The sequence below is a fragment of the Chryseobacterium pyrolae genome, assembly GCF_025153485.1.
GTDB lineage: Bacteria > Bacteroidota > Bacteroidia > Flavobacteriales > Weeksellaceae > Chryseobacterium > Chryseobacterium antibioticum.
In genome coordinates, this window is record NZ_JANZQH010000004.1 from 375,814 (window position 1) to 393,590 (window position 17,777).

Annotated in this window: 16 protein-coding genes and 1 tRNA gene; 8 read left to right on the forward strand and 9 right to left on the reverse strand. The window is 36.5% G+C overall.

The annotated features are described in order from the left end of the window. Nucleotides 1-3 precede the first annotated feature (3 nt). From NZD88_RS11465 to NZD88_RS11475, 3 genes are all read left to right on the forward strand, one after another. The gene (locus NZD88_RS11465; RefSeq protein WP_259829262.1) at nt 4-225 is read left to right on the forward strand and encodes a signal peptidase; all 222 of its coding nucleotides are present in this window, start codon (nt 4-6) and stop codon (nt 223-225) included. 61 nt (nt 226-286) lie between these two features. Continuing rightward, entirely contained in the window at nt 287-1,579 is a 1,293-nt protein-coding gene (locus tag NZD88_RS11470) for a peroxiredoxin family protein (RefSeq protein WP_259829263.1), read from the forward strand. Nucleotides 1,580-1,623: 44 nt separating this feature from the next. Next, nucleotides 1,624-1,697 (forward strand) — tRNA-Met (locus NZD88_RS11475). Between the two features lie 669 nt (nt 1,698-2,366). Here NZD88_RS11475 and NZD88_RS11480 read toward each other — a convergent pair. The 9 genes from NZD88_RS11480 to NZD88_RS11520 form a co-directional block, all read right to left on the reverse strand. Further along, nucleotides 2,367-3,665 carry an HlyD family secretion protein gene (locus tag NZD88_RS11480; RefSeq protein WP_259829264.1) on the reverse strand — a complete coding sequence of 433 codons (1,299 nt, stop codon included), beginning with the start codon at nt 3,663-3,665 and terminating at the stop codon, nt 2,367-2,369. 43 nt (nt 3,666-3,708) lie between these two features. After that, entirely contained in the window at nt 3,709-5,901 is a 2,193-nt protein-coding gene (locus NZD88_RS11485) for a peptidase domain-containing ABC transporter (RefSeq protein ID WP_169234771.1), read from the reverse strand. A 159-nt stretch (nt 5,902-6,060) separates the two neighbouring features. Next, entirely contained in the window at nt 6,061-6,252 is a 192-nt protein-coding gene (locus tag NZD88_RS11490; protein WP_259829265.1) for a bacteriocin-like protein, read from the reverse strand. Nucleotides 6,253-6,318: 66 nt separating this feature from the next. Further along, on the reverse strand, nt 6,319-7,863 hold the full coding sequence (locus tag NZD88_RS11495) for a vitamin K epoxide reductase family protein (RefSeq protein WP_259829266.1): 1,545 nt from the start codon (nt 7,861-7,863) through the stop codon (nt 6,319-6,321). A gap of 171 nt (nt 7,864-8,034) precedes the next feature. Continuing rightward, nucleotides 8,035-8,316 (reverse strand): hypothetical protein, encoded by a 282-nt coding sequence (locus NZD88_RS11500; protein ID WP_259829267.1) that lies wholly within the window; start codon nt 8,314-8,316, stop codon nt 8,035-8,037. A 628-nt stretch (nt 8,317-8,944) separates the two neighbouring features. Beyond that, nucleotides 8,945-9,901, reverse strand: coding sequence for a DUF3810 domain-containing protein (locus NZD88_RS11505; protein WP_259829268.1), 957 nt, complete (start codon nt 9,899-9,901; stop codon nt 8,945-8,947). Between the two features lie 91 nt (nt 9,902-9,992). Next, entirely contained in the window at nt 9,993-11,438 is a 1,446-nt protein-coding gene (locus NZD88_RS11510) for an MFS transporter (protein ID WP_259829269.1), read from the reverse strand. Nucleotides 11,439-11,477: 39 nt separating this feature from the next. After that, the gene (locus NZD88_RS11515) at nt 11,478-12,206 is read right to left on the reverse strand and encodes a lysophospholipid acyltransferase family protein (RefSeq protein WP_259829270.1); all 729 of its coding nucleotides are present in this window, start codon (nt 12,204-12,206) and stop codon (nt 11,478-11,480) included. Between the two features lie 3 nt (nt 12,207-12,209). Further along, nucleotides 12,210-12,668, reverse strand: coding sequence for a GtrA family protein (locus NZD88_RS11520; protein ID WP_259829271.1), 459 nt, complete (start codon nt 12,666-12,668; stop codon nt 12,210-12,212). 504 nt (nt 12,669-13,172) lie between these two features. On the opposite strand from NZD88_RS11520, the gene NZD88_RS11525 reads away from it, so the two are divergent. The 5 genes from NZD88_RS11525 to ruvA all read left to right on the forward strand — a co-directional run bounded on the left by NZD88_RS11525 (nt 13,173) and on the right by ruvA (nt 17,777). Next, entirely contained in the window at nt 13,173-13,436 is a 264-nt protein-coding gene (locus NZD88_RS11525; protein ID WP_259829272.1) for a hypothetical protein, read from the forward strand. Between the two features lie 75 nt (nt 13,437-13,511). Beyond that, nucleotides 13,512-14,363, forward strand: coding sequence for a BadF/BadG/BcrA/BcrD ATPase family protein (locus NZD88_RS11530; RefSeq protein WP_259829273.1), 852 nt, complete (start codon nt 13,512-13,514; stop codon nt 14,361-14,363). A 16-nt stretch (nt 14,364-14,379) separates the two neighbouring features. After that, nucleotides 14,380-16,668, forward strand: coding sequence for an NADP-dependent malic enzyme (locus tag NZD88_RS11535; RefSeq protein ID WP_259829274.1), 2,289 nt, complete (start codon nt 14,380-14,382; stop codon nt 16,666-16,668). A gap of 146 nt (nt 16,669-16,814) precedes the next feature. Further along, nucleotides 16,815-17,012 carry a bacteriocin-like protein gene (locus NZD88_RS21365; protein WP_423738663.1) on the forward strand — a complete coding sequence of 66 codons (198 nt, stop codon included), beginning with the start codon at nt 16,815-16,817 and terminating at the stop codon, nt 17,010-17,012. Between the two features lie 180 nt (nt 17,013-17,192). Continuing rightward, nucleotides 17,193-17,777 carry a Holliday junction branch migration protein RuvA gene (gene ruvA, locus NZD88_RS11540; protein WP_259829275.1) on the forward strand — a complete coding sequence of 195 codons (585 nt, stop codon included), beginning with the start codon at nt 17,193-17,195 and terminating at the stop codon, nt 17,775-17,777.

The window sequence follows — 17,777 nt, forward strand, 5'->3', positions numbered from 1 at the left end:
ATTATGAAAATTACTAGTAAACTATTATCCGCTCTTTTTCTCTTCGCTGTTCTGCTGGTCAAGGCAGATGATGAAGTTCCACCTGTGCCGGGAGGTGGTGGTACCGGAGGAGTTGGACCGGGAGCAGCTGCATCACCTATCGATATGTATGTTTACGTACTGTCTGTAGTTGCAATTGCACTTATTTTATTCTATACAAAGAAATTGAAAAGCCTAAAAGCCTAAAATTTTATTAAAATAGCATTAAACTCTCTGATTAATCAGAGAGTTTTTTTATTTTTACTCTATGAAAAAGATATATATATTATCTGCAGTATTAGCTGCATTTTCTCTGCAGGCCCAGTTTACAGTTACAGTACAGGCTCCTGCCGAATTTAAAGATCAAGATGCTATTCTATATACATTAAACGGGTCGAAAGATATAATCGTTACCAAAGAACAGAGCAAGAATAATACATGGACTTTCAAATACCCAGGCCATTATATGGGAATGATGAAAGTGTATTTTCCTACTTCAAATAATGCAGTAAGCTTTATCTCTGAGAATAAAAATGTAAGTGTAAAACTTGATGTTCAGAATAATAAGATCAAGGACGTAACATACCTTGATGAAGCTAATGATCTTATGAGCAAGCAGCAGGAAGGTTCTCAGAAAAAAGAACTTATTCTTCCGGCATTAGCACAGATCAAAGAATATTATAAGGACAATACAGAATTCGGGAAAGCGTTGAAAACAGAAATAAGCAGACTTTCAGGGACGGGTAATAGTGTTGATGCAGTACAACATCCGTTTGTTTCTTATTATAATACCAATTATAGTAAGTTCCTGTCTAATTCTACAGATCCTGCTAAAAAAGTGACTCAGGACGATATTGTCAACTTCCTGGATAAGTCTAACGATATGCTTGAGTCTTCATCTCTTTTGAGACCTGTTTTGGTTTCATATCTTAATTCAGGAGGAAATACTAATGTTGCAGGTTCAGTAGATACTCTATTAGACCGTTTAAAGGTAGAAACTCCGAGAGGGCAGACTGTTCTGTCAGAACTTATCGACATTTTTGATGCCTATGACATGGAAGAGTTTAAGACTAAGTATCTGACCCTTGCCAAGAATCTTAAATGTACTATCACTGACAGGCTTGCTACGACTTTAAAATCCAATGCGAATGTTGAAATGGGAGCAGCATTTCCGAACGTTAAATTTCAGTCCGCGACCAATACATCTGCTAAGTCTCTTTATGATGTGAAAGCAGATAAAAAAGTGGTTGTTTTTTGGTCATCTACGTGTTCACACTGTGAGACAGAGTTGCCACAGATTTTAGCAAAATACAGTGATTTAAAAGCGAAAAACATTCAGGTTATTGGTCTGTCTTTAGATACAGATAAGACTTCATATACTCAAAAGATTGCTGCATTTCCTTGGATCAATGATTCAGAATTAAGAGGATGGAACAGTAGTTATGTAGATACCTACAATGTTCATGCAACTCCGACGTATTTTATTTTAGATGCTAACAATAAGATAATCAATAAACCAGACCACGTGGGAGATGTTTTAGAATATTTTAAGTTAAAATAATTTTGGTGGTAAACAAATATTTTCTATATTTGCACCACCAAAACGGCGAGGTAGCTCAGTTGGTTAGAGCGCAGGATTCATAACCCTGAGGTCACGGGTTCAATTCCCGTCTTCGCTACAATAAGAGGGAAAGTAATACATATTACTTTCCCTTTTTTATTTAAAGGATTCTTACAGTACAGAGATTAAAATAATGAATTAAAAAAGAACCGGCAGAGAAACTTGGGGATTTTACTTACGTATTTTGATGCCAAGCCTTTAAGCAAATTAAGGACAAGGAAGAAATGAATTGTTGATTAACAACATCTATTTCTCTGCAATTTTAAGCATGATCATAGACAAGGTGAATGCTCTTTTTCATATATCGGAGTATTTCTTATAGCTAATAATGCCATTACGCCGGAAATACAAAATCTAAATAAGAAGATCAGCAATATGATCTAAATCTGGATAGCAATATTATTAGTCGATTAATGTACAATGATCGGAAAACCCGATTCAGGACGGAAACAATAATAAGACAGTGCCGCTTATGGATGGGGGTATCACTCCTAATAAATAGTAAGTGTTACCATGGAACCTATATCAAGGAGAAACAGGGCATGGACCGCCATAAGAATACTTCGGTAGGAGCACAGAAGTATCCGACGGACTACAGCTTTATATTCTTAAAGGTTAAACCTGGGAAATAAAATGTAAAATACATCTATTTACAGTACATTCATGTTATAAAAAGCAAAACCGTGGCTTATAAGAGCCGCGGTTTTTGATATCTGTAAGGAATACGTTAACTCTGGTATCCCAATAGTTTTCTGATCTGATAGAAGAATCTTTCAATAAGTCGTAAATCCTGTGTTACGATCTCTGCATTACCTCTGAGTTCTTTGTCAAAAACAAGCTTTTTATTGTAACTGGTTTTTAATCCTTTAGGAAGAGTTATATCTACATAATAGTTTCCTTTATCATCGGGAATAAGAGAAATATTCTGTACTTTTCCTTCTACAATACCATATTCCTGGAAACGGTAGTTATCAAGTTTGATCAATACCTTTTGGCCTGTAAGGACCTTTCCTGAATTAACGGTAGGGACAGACATTCTGCCTACCAGCTTTTCTTTGTTTGTCGGAAGTATGGAAAGGATTGGCTCTGCCGCTTTTACAAACTGATTTTCACCGAAAAACTGCTGAAAACTGGCCATACCATCTGTAGAAGAAATCACCAGATAATTCTGTTCCCATTGTTTTAAAGATTTACGAAGCTGTTCGAAAAGCTGTAAAGTTTGAGAGGAATAAGTGATTTTATCTTTTTCCGTATTAATGGCAGTTCCACTTTTCGTTTTATTTAAATTGGAAATCCCTTCACCCATCTGGGAGATAGAAATATTGAGATTTTCAAGATTCTGCTGAGCCTGAAGAAATTTTATTTTTTCATTTTCAAGTTCCACGGAAGCAATCACTCCCTGATTGAACAGTTCCTGAGATCTCTGATAACTTTTCTTTGATAATTCGTATTTCGCCAATTCCAGATTTTTTTGCTGTCTTAAAGTAGCGATTCTTACTCTGTATTCTGAAATACTCTGATTGGCCGCGATATTTTCCGGTGCATACGGCTGAAGTCTTGTGAAAAGTTCTTCATCCTGAAAAGCTTTGGCAAAACTGTTATAATCTCCCTGCAGTTCACCAAGTTTGAATCTTGAGGTCTGTGCAATCGGAAAATTTTGAAGCTGTTGCGGAGAAATAGAATCCACCAGCTTTTTCAGTTCCAAAACATCTTTATAATTGGCCGCAGATTGCATGACCATAAGGACATCATTTTTCTTTACCTCCTGGTGATCTTTGATGAAGATCTTTTCAATTTTTGAGTTCATTCTGGCTTCTATTTTCTCAGGTGGATTTTGTGAAGTAACGATCACCGGAGCAGAAATAAATTCCGGATATTTAATGATGTAGCTCATCGCAAGGATAAGCAAAAGTATAACTAATATAATGCTGTTTCCCCAGCGTATCATCCAATGTGGAGGCTGGGTAAGAATGTCCTGAACACTTTCCGAGCGGAGTTCAATATTGTCTAAGATGTCTTCTTTCATGTTTCTAAGATAAAATTTCCCCCATGTTTCAGAGGGAGTCAAATTAATTTCCTAATTCCAGTTGATTTTTCACCAGCCTGTAATATTCTCCTTTTAAAGCAACCAGGTCAGCATGGCTGCCTTCCTCTACTACTTTACCTTTATCCAGAACTATAATTTTATCGGCATGTTTTACTGTTGATAACCTGTGAGCAATAACAATGGCTGTTTTACCTTTAAAGAATTGTTCCAGATTTTCCATAATGACCTTTTCATTATTTGCATCTAAAGCTGAAGTCGCTTCGTCAAAAAATATAAAGTCCGGAGATTTATAAACTGCTCTGGCGATGAAAAGTCTTTGCTTCTGACCACCACTCACGCCTACACCCTCGTTTCCGATCTTCGTATTATAGCTTAACGGAAGACTTTCAATGAAATCTTTAATATTGGCGATTTCCACGGCACGTCTCAGTTTTTGTTTATCAACATAATCTTCTCCTACCGCTACATTATTGGCTATCGTATCATTAAATACATATCCTTCCTGCATCACCACTCCGCAATGATCTCTCCAGAATCTGGGCGAAATATTTTTCAACTGGGTATTTCCAAGTCTGATATCTCCGGAAGTCGGTTCGTAAAATTTCATCAGAAGTTTTAAAAGAGTCGTTTTTCCACTTCCGCTGGCCCCTACAATGGCCGTTGTTTTCTGATAAGGTATCGTAAGGCTGAGATCTTCAAATACAGGAACATCCGATCCAATGTATCTGAATGATATATTGCTGACATCAATGTCTTTCTGCGGAATTTCACCCGCATACTGTTCATTTTTGTCTTCTTCGTCTTCTTTATCATGGATTTCACCCAATCTTTCAAGGGAGATCTTGGCATCCTGAGTCTGCTTGATAAAATCGATAAGTTGTAACAGCGGGCTGTTCAACTGTCCGATAATATACTGTACCGAAAGCATCATCCCTAAAGTCAGATTTCCCTCTAATACAAGTTTAGCTGAAAGGAAACTTACCAGAATATCTTTCATCTGGTTAATGAAATTTCCTCCTACAGACTGCCACTGTTCAAGAGAAAGAGATTTTATTCTTATTTTAAATAGTTTTACCTGCAGGAATTCCCAGTCCCAACGCTTCTGCTTCTCGGCATTATGCATTTTGATCTCCTGCATACCATTGATAAGCTCGATTACCTTGCTTTGCTCCTGCGAAACCTGAGAGAATCTTTTATAATCCAATTCTTTTCTCTTACTAAGGAAAAAGCTGATCCATCCGATGTACAGGGCTGCTCCTATAAGATAAACGACGAACAGTCTATAATCATAAAACAATAGAACAATACTGAAGATAATCAGGTTGACCAAAGAAAACAGGGTGTTTAACGAGGAACTCGTCAACAACTGTTCGATTCTGTGGTGGTCATTGATTCTCTGCATGATATCACCTGTCATTCTGGTATCGAAAAAGCTTATAGGAAGCTTCATCAGTTTGATGAAGAAATCCGAGATGATAGAGATATTGATCCTTGCTGAAAGGTGAAGAAGAATCCAGCTCCGGATCACTTCAATACCCATTCTTCCCAGGAACAACATGATCTGGGCAAGAAGGACTACATAAATAAAATTAAGATCCTGGTTCTGTATCCCGACGTCTACAATACTCTGGGTAAGAAACGGGAAAATAAGCGAAAGTAAACTTCCAGCCAAAAGACCTACTGCAAGCTGTATAACAAGAGACTTGTATTTAAGCAAATATTTGGATAGGAAAGAGAAACTGGCTTTACTTTCCGCCGTATCAAATTCAGTCTGAAAAAACGCGGGCGTAGTTTCAAGAATAAGGGCAATTCCTTCTTCTGTATTTTCGTTGGCGTTTTCTCCGATCCATAATTTGATAAATTCCTCACGGGTATAGGTGATCAGCCCATAACTGGGATCTGAAATATAAACTTTATTGTTTTTATCAATTTTATAAACAACAACAAAGTGGTTCTTGTTCCAGTGTACGATGCAGGGGAAGGGGACTTCTTCTGCAAGGGTATTAAAATCGATCTGGACTCCAAGGGAACGGAATCCTAAGTCTTCTGATGCATCACTTAGTCCTAAAAGACTACTTCCTTCACGTGTCGTTTCAGAAAGGGTACGGATCTGCTGCAGGGAGATACTTCTGCCGTAGTACTTACTTACAATTCTTAGGCAGGTAGGGCCGCAGTCTTTAGCATCCGGCTGTTTATAAAAGGGAAATTTCTTCAAAATTTATACTCATTATAAAATGTCGCCAATAGATGACGACATTTTTACTTTATTCATTGTTGTACTTAAATGATCATTAGCTAATAATAGCACCTCTTTAAGCTCGATTACGTTTTCTCTGAAAAGTGAGCTTAGCTTAATATTTTAGAAAGTGTAAACCTATAAAGGCGTAAAATCAATCATTGGAGGAGGAGTGCAATAATATGTATTCGGTCCTGCTCCTGCTATAGGTCTGCATACACCGTTGGCACAGCACTGGTCACCACCACATTCACCATCCAGCGGACATTGTCTTAGCCCTCCTTTAATCGTTTTTAAACTTTCTCTTGAAATTTTTTTTAAGTTTTTCATAGCGTGATTTAGTTTTTCTGTTTTCCTACTCTTTTAAAGCTTTTCGGAATCCGCTTATATTTTTTCCTAAGATAGTGAATTTTTCAATTCGTGAACATTTTCTTGTTGAAAGTCCTCGTCTTCCATTAATTCGTCTACGAAAAACCAAATATCATCACGATCATACTTGTCCGGGAACTGATGTCCGTTAAGAATAAAAATAGGCGTGAAGTTCAGTCCTGAGTTGCTGTTATCTTTTGACATTTCAACAAATGGTGTCAGATCTTCCGGTGCAGATGATCCGGACAAAGCCACGATCTTACTTTCGTCTCTGGTTTCAAACCACTCTTCTACAGATTTCAGGAACTCTTTCTGTGGCTTATTATCGTAAATATGTTTAAAAGCTGAAAGTAATTTGGTGTACTTTTCATCAGCTCTTTCCGGTGAATAATTGAAACGGATCTGTACGGAAATATCGTCAGGGTATTTTTCAAGAAGTCCCTCCATGATTTTATGACCATCTTTACAAAAGCCACAATAAGGATTGGATACAATGGAAAGGCGAAGTTTAGCATCCTTATTTCCTAATGAAAAAGTTTCGGTATTCTGGAATTCTATCTTTTCATTTTCCAAAAGCTGACTTTTGAAAAGTTCATAATTTCTTTTAAATCTGAGGTTTTTAGCATTTGATTTCTGAAGGCTTTCTTTCTGAGAAAGAATGTTGCTGAAATATAAAACGGCAGAGAAAACAAGGATCCACAAAAGAGCTGTTAATAATAACATTCCTATACTGAGTGGTGTATTCTGGAAAAAGAAGATGCTGAGGACCAACTGACCGATAAGGATTGAAATGATCAGAAGACAAACTCTACAGAACGCTTTTTCTACGAAAGCCTGGATGTATAATGAATACCCAATGGCAAGTATAGAAACCAAAGTAAATCCTTTGACGATATACGCTGTGGCTGGAAGGAAAAGTCCCAGTATGGCAAGCCCGGCAAAATAAATCAGAGAAAAGTCTGAAAACTTTAAACCAAAAATACTTGTTTTATCCTGCTTAATGATTTTATCACATGAGTTGGTAGTCTGTTTGGCAGAGGTATCCCCACAAATACTTCCAATTACCGTAGATGTATTTCCGAATTTCTGATTGAAAATCTCCATAGAAATATAAACTCCTGCCAGGGAAAGGACATTAAAAAAAGCTTCGTATAAATTTTGGGTGAAAAAAGAATAAACAGTGATGATGGCAAAAACAACATAAAGAATAGGTGTAAAATTGAAGGCAAGTTTGCTTTCTGCATTTTCACTTTTTTCAAACAGCAGTACAAAATCTGTAGATTTTTGATGAAGCTCTTCTTTATTAAGTGTTTTAGCTTTTTCAGAGTAAACTGAATAACTAGCTCCCGATTTCTTTACCAGAGAAAAAGAATTATCCACAATTGCGATAAATTCTTCCGGCAGCTCATCCCAATATTCCTTATCAAGTTCATAAGCATCATTTTTTACGCCCATAAAGTTAAGCGTATCACTAAAAGCCAATGCAGAAGGGTAGTTTGGATGAGAATTGAACTGGAAAGAAAATTCCTGTTTATCGAGTTTTAGATAGTTAATGAGTTTGTCGAAAATCATGTTAATATTTTTAACTAAAATACGCAGATGTTTTAAAAAAACAAATATTTTTCTTTTGTTAGTGATATACCATTGTTAAATGATTGATTACGTGTAAATATTATTGTATTTTTTACTTTATTTAGTAAAAAATAAAGCTGATTTCACAATCAAATTTGATCTGGATCATCCCTAGTGTGGATACCGTATTGCTTCAGAAAGTTCAATAGGATTATTGGTTTTCCTTAAAGATTCCTGCCTGATCTTGGTGAGTTGCTGGAAGTTTGGGGTAATTTCCTTTCCGTCCTGGTCTGCTACTTTCATTTTGGCCTGTCCTGATTTTTCATTAGCTATAATGGTAGAATCACTTTTAAATAATTTGTATGAATAAAAGCGGGAGCTTGTCCCATCTATGTCAAGAAGCATTTCTTTTGAGGTCAAATCAGATTTTGTAGAATCTTCCTTGTACTTCATAGAGTAGGTGCCCCTATATTTTTGGCTTTGCAGCATATTAAAGTTGAGTATAAGTAAAAGCAAGATGATCGCTTTAATCCAAAATGTTTTTAATTTAAAAAAGGAAGAAAAGGAAATATAGCTTTGACTATTTTCTGAATACATAGACATAGAATATTGCTTTTTAGTTGTGTGAAGTTAAAAGTAAGAAAAAATCATCTAAATAGGGTAGAGGAAAATATTCTAATGGACGAAACGCGATCCTTTTTTCAAGTCATTTTTGTTCCTTAAAAGATAATAACTCTAATTTTTTAATTCGAATAAATAGGGGTGAATTGGAATGGTATATCATTAAACAATTGTTTAATTTTATATAATTTTAATGGCTTGTGTAGTGTTTAAGTGATGAATTGCTACTCAATCATTTGTTTTTCTGAAATTGTAATTTTCGGATATGAACTCAAAAAAACTTATAAAATCATAAAGTTTTCTTAAAGTTTTAAAAAAGGAGGGAAATGTTTTTGTATTTATAAAATATGTTGTACTTTTACATCGCCTTGAATGAGGGAACAAGTCAAGGTAATAAATTTTTTTTCATCATTTGTGTTTTTAGAATCGTATCGCCTGATACGATTCTTTTTTTTGTTTACTACTTTTCGTAGTTCAAAAGGAGATCAATAAAGTAAGAATAAGTAACCGCACCTTCCTGCTGGTTGCTCTTTAAAAACAGGTTATTCGTAAACCCAAAGAAATCATCAAGCCAGCCCTGATGTCTGAAGATGAAACTTCTTTCATACCTTCTGTCTCTTTTCATCGCTGGAGAGTATTCACTAAGAATGTTTTTGACAAACTCCGGATCTTCCTCAACAATAAACCTTAAAAGGCTTTTTAACGTAAAATATTCAGTGCTGTATCTCAGATCATTATTTTTAGCATTCACCCCGATCAGATAACCTATAAAATTAGCTTCCTGTTCTCTGGCAAAGCCAAGCTGGTGTGAACTTTCATGAGCTGAAGTGAATGGAATAAAGGTGTGAGGAAGTTCAGCATTATACTGTGCTTCTGCCGTAAAAGGGTTGTAGTAACCTAATATTCCGGTGAAATTCATCACACTTTTAAAAAGACTGGGCTTGAAAGCATTAATCTGCGGTGCCTCTTTGTTGGAAATATACTTTGGAAGTTGAGCCTGTTGGCGGAGAATTTCAGTCTGTACAAAGTTCAGGTCAGTTATAATAAAAATTCCGTTTTTATCTTCCCGTACACATTGTCTGGTCGTTTTGCATTTTTCCAGATAACGGAGTGCTAAGATCTTTGCTTTACCGATTTCCGGATCTTTCTGGCTGGAAAGCTTCTTAATGATTGGAGTTTGGAAGTACAGCATTCCCCAACAGATCTGGTAGATGAAGTAGAAGATATTAATGACAGTCAGAAGCTGTAAAATAGCCTTGTTTCTGCTTTTCTTTTTAAAACATAGAATAAGGCAGTAGAGAATAAAAATGCCCAGAAGAATATAGATAAGGTCCCCGAAAGAAAATGGGATCCAGCTGAAAAGGAGTTGATGAGTCTTTTTCTGAAATTCAAAGAACCAATCAAAAAAAGAGATCATTGTTTTCGATTTAGAGAAAACATAGAACAAAAGAAATTGGACAAGTAAAATACCTGCCCAAAATCTTTTTTTATATATTGTTTTTGTACTGTTAGTGACCACTGCCTTTAGAGATTTTATCCAAGTCAATACCCTGAGATTTTAAGATTCCGGTGACACGGATTGCATAGAATGCAAGATAAGCAAAACACACAACACCTACGATATAGCTGAAGTGAATATTTGTTTTATCTGCAATATATCCCTGAATAAAACTTACAATTCCACCACCCATGATCATCATGATCAAATATCCTGATCCCTGATTGGTATGTTTCCCCAGACCGTTGATCGCAAGAGCGAAAATACATGGCCATAGCGTTGAACAGAACAGTCCTACACTGGTAAACGCATACACAGAAACCATCCCTGTTGTAGACATCCCTGTAAGTAATGATACAATACCAGCCACAGAGAAGATTAAAAGCATTCTTGCAGGATTTCCTTTACTCATAATGTCGCAGATGATCATTACAATGATGACAACACCGTAAACATAGAAAGGAGAAAGATCATGTTTTGCAATGGCATTCACCAATAAGAACACACCGAATGCTAAGTAAGGGGCAAGGAATCGTAAGATCTTTTTAAACCCGGCATTGACGTCAAATGCATCTACAGCACCTGTCCAACGGCCAATCATAAGAGATGCCCAGTATAATGAAATATAAGGAGCTACATCTTTGGTTTCAAAACCTAAGCTTTTTTCCATATAAGCAGGAAGGTTACTGGCTGTAGATACTTCTACACCTACATAGACAAAGATGGCAATCATACCCATTACCAATTGAGGATATTGAAAAGCGGAAGTTTTGTGATCTCCGGGAATCGCATCGTCTGTATCCTTCGTATTGGTAGGAGTGATGGCAGGGAGAGAGGAGAACTTAAGCATAATCGCTACAAGCACAAACGCAGCTCCAAGCATCAGATAAGGAATCTTCACACTCTCAATACTTGCTTCTGTATTATTCGCAGAGGCGGCGCCAAAAATAGCAAATGATACGATAAGGGGGCCAATGGTGGTTCCCAGGTTATTAATCCCTCCAGCCATAGTCAGTCTTTGGGACCCTGTTTCGCTAGGCCCTACTTCAATCGCTAGCGGATTGGCAACAATCTGTTGTAAAGAGAACCCGAGTCCTACAATAAACAGTCCGGAGATCATTAATGGAAACGAAGCCATATTTGCTGCCGGATAGAACAGTAAAGTTCCCGCTGCAGAAATAAGAAGGCCAATGATTAAGCCATTTTTGTACCCTATTTTATTGATCAAATCCTGTTTCAAACCTTTTGAAACGGCCATGTAAATCAAAGACCCAACGGTGTAAGCTACGTAGAAACAGATCTGTACGAGCATACTTTCAGTTTGGGATAATTTAAAGGCTTTTTGGAAAACCGGGATCAGAATATCGTTACTTGCAGCAACGAATCCCCAGAAAAAGAACACAGTAACCAGAGGAATAAACTGTCCCCAATTGGTTTGTTTAGAATAATTTGACATGTTTGTTAAAAATTTCGCAAACAAATATAACTATTTCTTTTATATAGAATGTTCCAGCAGCGTTTTTTTTATCTCCTGATAAGCTTCTATTTTTAAATCTTTCGGAGAACCTGATGGTTGCATGATTCCGTTGAAATATACCTTGACACGTCCGGGGTAGCCTTTTGAACTGTCGAAGGGAAAAATTTCCTTAAGACCCACAAAGGTATAAACAGCAATAGGGGATTGGTGTTTGGAAGATAAAGTAAATGCTCCGTCTTTAAATTCATCGAGAATAATCGTCGTGTCGTCCGGTACACCACCTTCGGGAAATATGGCAATACTATTACCTTCTTCCATTTTTTCTGCACATCTTCTGTAGACATCTGCACGGCTTCTGGCACTGCTCCGGTCTACCATTACACATATCCTTTTATATATGGTCCCAAAAATGGGGATTTTCATAAGCTCTTTTTTACCTACAAAACAGATCGGGTGATCAGGCATAAGGATACAGGTAAGCATGATGTCCATAATAGATGTATGATTCGAAATGAAAACATAGGGCTTGTTCTTGTCTTTTTTCTGGTCGGAAAGATTAACGAGATCGTATCTTAAGCCCATCCCGTAAAACATTCCGAAACACCAGATGCGGATAAATTGGTAAGCGTATTTGTAGTGCTTTTTATTGAAGGATAAAATATAGACAGGGATTCCCAATGTAACAGTTAAGACAAATGCCAGTAGCAGCAGCCAGAATCTCCAGAGATAATTTAAAATTTTTCTCACAGCTTAACCGTTAAAAATTACTTTCTTTTTCACTGAATAATTAAGAATGGAAACCAGCAGGATCGCAGCGATCTTACTGATCATTTCAGGGCTTAAGGTATAAAAAATTAAATTGATATTGTCCTTAAATATAAAGCTGTAAAAAATCTGGAAAAAGCCTAAGCTTAATAAAGTGGAAACGAATGAAACGCCCATGAAGTAAGCAAATTCCCTTTTTTTGGAATGCTTTCCTCTTTCAAAAACAAACCAGATGCTTAAAAAGTAATTGGTGATGATCCCACAGCTGGTGGAGAAAATATTACTCAAGGGATAGTGGATGCCATGGAAATTAGTTTCTCTGGCAAAAAAATGGGGCAGGTAAGTACTGAATGCCTTGAAGCTTCCAATTTCTACAACAGCACTGAGTCCTCCGGCTATAATGAAGAACAAAACCTGTTTCTGGCGTATTAGTAATTCTCTCATTCAATAGATATGAAGGTGCAAATTTATAACTATATGTTAATAATGTAAGAATAAAAGATTATTTTAAAATGAAAATTCAATTTATTTTATTGGTTTTTAGTTAGATACGTCTGCTTTTTAGGAGTGGATAGGGTAATTTTCTATGAGGTACATGTAGATTTTGTCTTTTGAACAGTTTCTGATAATAATGAAAAATTACTTTATGATTATTTTAGAACTTGATCAAACATAATGACAATCGTTGTAGGCTAAAGGGATTACCAACAGTGCGAAAATTTTAGCTCAACACTATGGTGATAAACATATGTTAAACAATGAAAAAAGTTGTTAATTTTTTTTTTTGAATCAAAATAATTTCTAAATTTAGTATTCAGAATGATGTAATTATAACCTGATAATAAATTCATTTTCAACTTCTTGTGTTGATGGTTTTTTCTATCTTGTAATGCGTGCTATACCGCATACTACCTTAATTTTTACGACCCAATTTATAACAATATTTGTATGAAAAGTCAAAACAAATACAGAAAATTCCAGCTTCAGCAAAAAAATATTGAGGCTCTTGAGAGAGAAAATTCCCGCTTCAAAAGAGTGTATTCAGAATATGAAAATATGGAGGACGAATTGTGGAACCTTGAAAATTCTACAGACCAACCTGTACCAGATGATTTTATTAATGCCATCATGCTTCAGAGCTCTTATCTTGAGGACGAAATTGAAGATTGGTTAATAAAGTTCAATAATCAAAAAGCTGATATAAAACATTAGAAGCTTCCAGTCTGTTTTTAAACGCTATGTAAAGATAAATTCATAATTTAGCATCCTTAAACTAAAATGTAAAATATGGTTGCTATTGTTGATAGTGGTTCTACCAAATCAGATTGGGTGATACTTGATGACTTCAAAAAAGTGTTTTTAAAAACAGAAACTATCGGCTTTAATCCAAACTTTATCAACAGGGAACTTATTGTTCCTGAAATAGAAAAGAACAGCAGCCTTATATTGGTCAAAAATTCCATAACGAAGATTTTCTTCTATGGTTCAGGATGTGGTGTGAAAAAAAACTGCGAAACCATTGAAGAAGAACTGAAGAAGATATTCACAAAAGCTGAAATAGTTGTGAAAGAAGATCTTATGGCCGCAGCATATGCCGCATATGGTGGGAAACCTGCTGTAGTATGCATTTTAGGAACAGGCTCAAATTCATGCTATTTCGACGGTGAAAACCTTAAAATAAAACTGCCTTCCCTTGGTTTTCTCATAGGAGATGAGGGAAGCGGAAGTGCTATTGGAAAACAACTGGTGCGCAGATATTTTATGCAAAAACTGCCGGCAGATCTTCTTGCAGAATTTGAGCAGAATTATACACTGACTGTGGAAGACGCATTGCAAAACATGTATCACAGCCCGAGACCAAACGCCTATCTGGCTGATTTCAACAAATTTGTCATCGAAAGAAAGGATCATCCTTACTTTAAAGATATGGTATACAAAGAGATGAAAGATTTCTTTGAATATCAGGTGATTCCCTACGAAGAATCAAAAGATGCCGAGATCAATTTCATCGGCTCTATCGCTTATTATTATGAAGATATTCTACGCTCTGTTGCGGAAGAATTTCATTTAAATGTTGGACATGTGGTCCAGAAACCAATCGAAAGTTTAGTAGACTACCATATTAAGTATATACTTTAATAAAAACCAAAATTCTATGTCAAGTAAAACCCACCGCGACGAAAAGAACTTTAATCAGGCCGCGTTAGATTATCATAAAGCCGAACCTAAAGGAAAGATCGAAGTTATTCCTTCGAAGCCTCACTCTTCTCAAAGAGATTTATCATTGGCATACTCACCAGGGGTGGCAGTTCCTTGTATGGAGATCCACGATAAGCCGGAAACGGTTTACGACTACACCGGGAAAGGAAACCTAGTAGCTGTAATTTCTAACGGAACCGCAGTGCTTGGACTTGGTGATATCGGAGCAGAAGCTTCAAAACCGGTAATGGAAGGGAAAGGTCTTTTATTCAAGATCTTTGCAGATATCAATGTTTTTGATATCGAAATTGATGAAAAAGATCCGGATAAATTTATTCAGATTGTAAAAGGGATTGCTCCTACATTCGGAGGAATCAACCTTGAAGATATTAAAGCGCCTGAAGCTTTCTATATTGAGCAGAAACTAAAAGAAGAGCTAGATATTCCTTTAATGCATGATGATCAGCACGGAACGGCCATTATTTCGGCTGCTGCATTGATCAACTCACTTCAGATCGCTAATAAAAAGATCGAAGAAGTAAGAATGGTAGTCAATGGAGCTGGAGCAGCTGCTATTGCCTGTACCAATTTATATATTTCTTTAGGTCTGAAAAGAGAAAATGTTTTGATGTGCGACAGTAAAGGAGTGATCAATCACAAAAGAGAAAACCTTACGTCTGAAAAAATAGACTTTATTGCCCATACAGATATTGAAACACTGGAAGATGCCGTAAAAGGTTCAGATGTTTTCATCGGTCTGTCAAAAGGAAATGTAATGACTCCGGAAATGCTTTCCAGCATGAAGGAGAATCCTATCGTTTTTGCTTTGGCTAATCCGGATCCTGAGATCGCTTACGACCTTGCCCTTGCAACACGTAAAGACGTGATTATGGCAACAGGAAGAAGTGACTATCCTAACCAGGTGAACAATGTATTGGGATTCCCTTACATCTTCCGTGGTGCACTAGACGTTCAGGCAAAAGGAATCAATGAAGAAATGAAACTGGCTGCCGTACACGCCATCGCAGATCTTGCAAAAGAACCGGTACCTGAAGCGGTAATCCTGGCTTATAATGTTCAGAATTTACAGTTTGGAAGAGAATATTTCATTCCAAAACCGTTTGATAACAGACTAATCACCAAAGTATCCAGCGCGGTAGCAAAAGCAGCTATCGAAAGCGGTATTGCCAGAAAAACCATTGAAGACTTCGAAGAATACGAAAACCAGCTGCTGGACAGAATGGGTAGAGACGAGAAGCTGGTAAGAATGATGCAGAGCCGTGCAAAATCGAATCCTAAGAGAATCACTTTAGGAAATGCTGAAGAATACAACGTACTGAAAGCAGCACAGATTCTTTACGAAGAAGGAATTGCTTTCCCAAGTCTTTTAGGAGATAAAAAATACATCAAAGAACAGATGGAACGTTTCGGTATCAATCTGGATATCCCGATTATTGATCCTAGCGATGACGATCAGAAGGAAAACAGAAAAAGATACAGAGAAACACTTTGGAAACTTCGTCAGAGAAAAGGAATGAACGAGTACAAAGCGAAAAGATATGTACGTCAGAGAGATTATTTTGGTCCTTTAATGCTGAGACATGGAGATACAGACGGTCTTATCGTTGGTTTCTCTAAAAACTATACCTCAGTGCTTCGCCCTGTTTTAGAAGTGATCGAGAAAGATAAGGGAGTAGATAAAGTAGCGGCTATGATGATGATCCTTTCAGAAAAGAAACCTATTTTCTTTGCCGATACGTCTATCAATCAGAATCCTACAGCAGAAGATCTTGTAAATATTGCTAAAATGGCAGAAATTACAGTGAAATCTTTCGCGATAGAACCTAGAATCGCCATGCTTGGTTTCGAAAACTTTGCAGCAATCTCTGAGACTTCCAAAAAAGTAGCGAAAGCAGTGAGCATCCTTCACGAGAAATACCCTAAAATGGTGGTTGATGGTGAAATTCAGCCGGATTTTGCAATGAACGCAGATCATTTAAGTGATTATCCATTCTCAAAATTGGGAACAACTCCTGCCAATACATTCGTTTTCCCAAATCTTGAAAGTGCCAATCTTTCTTACAAGATTATCAGAGGAATGAAAGTCGCTCAGGTGATCGGACCAATCTTAATGGGTCTGAAACAACCGGTACACGTTTTACAGATGCGTTCAAGCGTAGACGAAATCGTAAACTTAGCGACAGTAGCAGTGCTTGATGCCCAAAGAAGAGAAAACAAAAAATAATAAAGAATCTATCTTTTGTGAATAAAAAGCAGGACACTAAACCTTGTGTACTGCTTTTTTATTATTATTTGTAGTAAATTTTAAATAGGTATGATGATTTTATAGAAAAATAAATATATTTATACAAATCAAAAAAACTATTTACTATGAAAAACATCACAAGACTTTCAAGAGAAAATTTGAAACAAATCAATGGAGGTGGACCAAGAAGTCAACCTATCCAATCTCCGGAAGGAGGGTATTATTGCCTTCCATCTCAGGGGCAACTGTGCTTAGTAGGCTGCACACCAACTTGCGTGAATGGTGCATGTAATATAAGTATGTGTTTGGATATAAACCCTTAGAATATTTATTAAGTTCATTTAATGATGAAACCTATCTGTTCAGATAGGTTTTTTGTATTTACTCTATTTATTTGAATTCATTGAATTTACAGTCAAAATTTAAGTTAAAAGCCATTCGTGCCTGAAATGAAAATATTAATTAGTTTAAATTACTATATTTGGGAGTTTTAAAAATTAATAATGATATTTTCCTTACAAGGCAGCGTTCAAGAACTTACACCCACTTACGCAGTGATCAACGTACAAGGAGTTGGTTACTATGTAGGTATCAGTTTGATGACCTCCCAGGCACTGGCCCTGAATAAGCCGGCATTTTTATATATTCAGCAGATCATACGGGAAGATGCACATCTTCTCTTTGGATTTAACACTCGTTCAGAAAAAGAAATGTTCAATCTGTTAATAAGCGTTAACGGAGTAGGGGCTGTTTCTGCCCTTATACTTCTTTCCACTTTAACCCTGGAAGAGATTGCTACAGCCATCCTTTCCAAGAACAGTGCACTGATCCAAAAAGCCAAAGGGATAGGGGCCAAAACCGCAGAAAGAATCATTGTAGATTTGAAGGATAAAGTCCAGAAATTCGGCATTGACGCGGAAAATATTTCTGCGTTCGTAGATAATAAAGTCAAAGAAGAATCGTTATCTGCATTAGAAGTTTTAGGGATCCCGAAACGTATGAGCGAGAAGATAGCAGACCGAATGATGAAGCAGAATCCGGAGATCACTGTAGAAGAATTGATAAAACAAATTTTAAAAAACATTTAA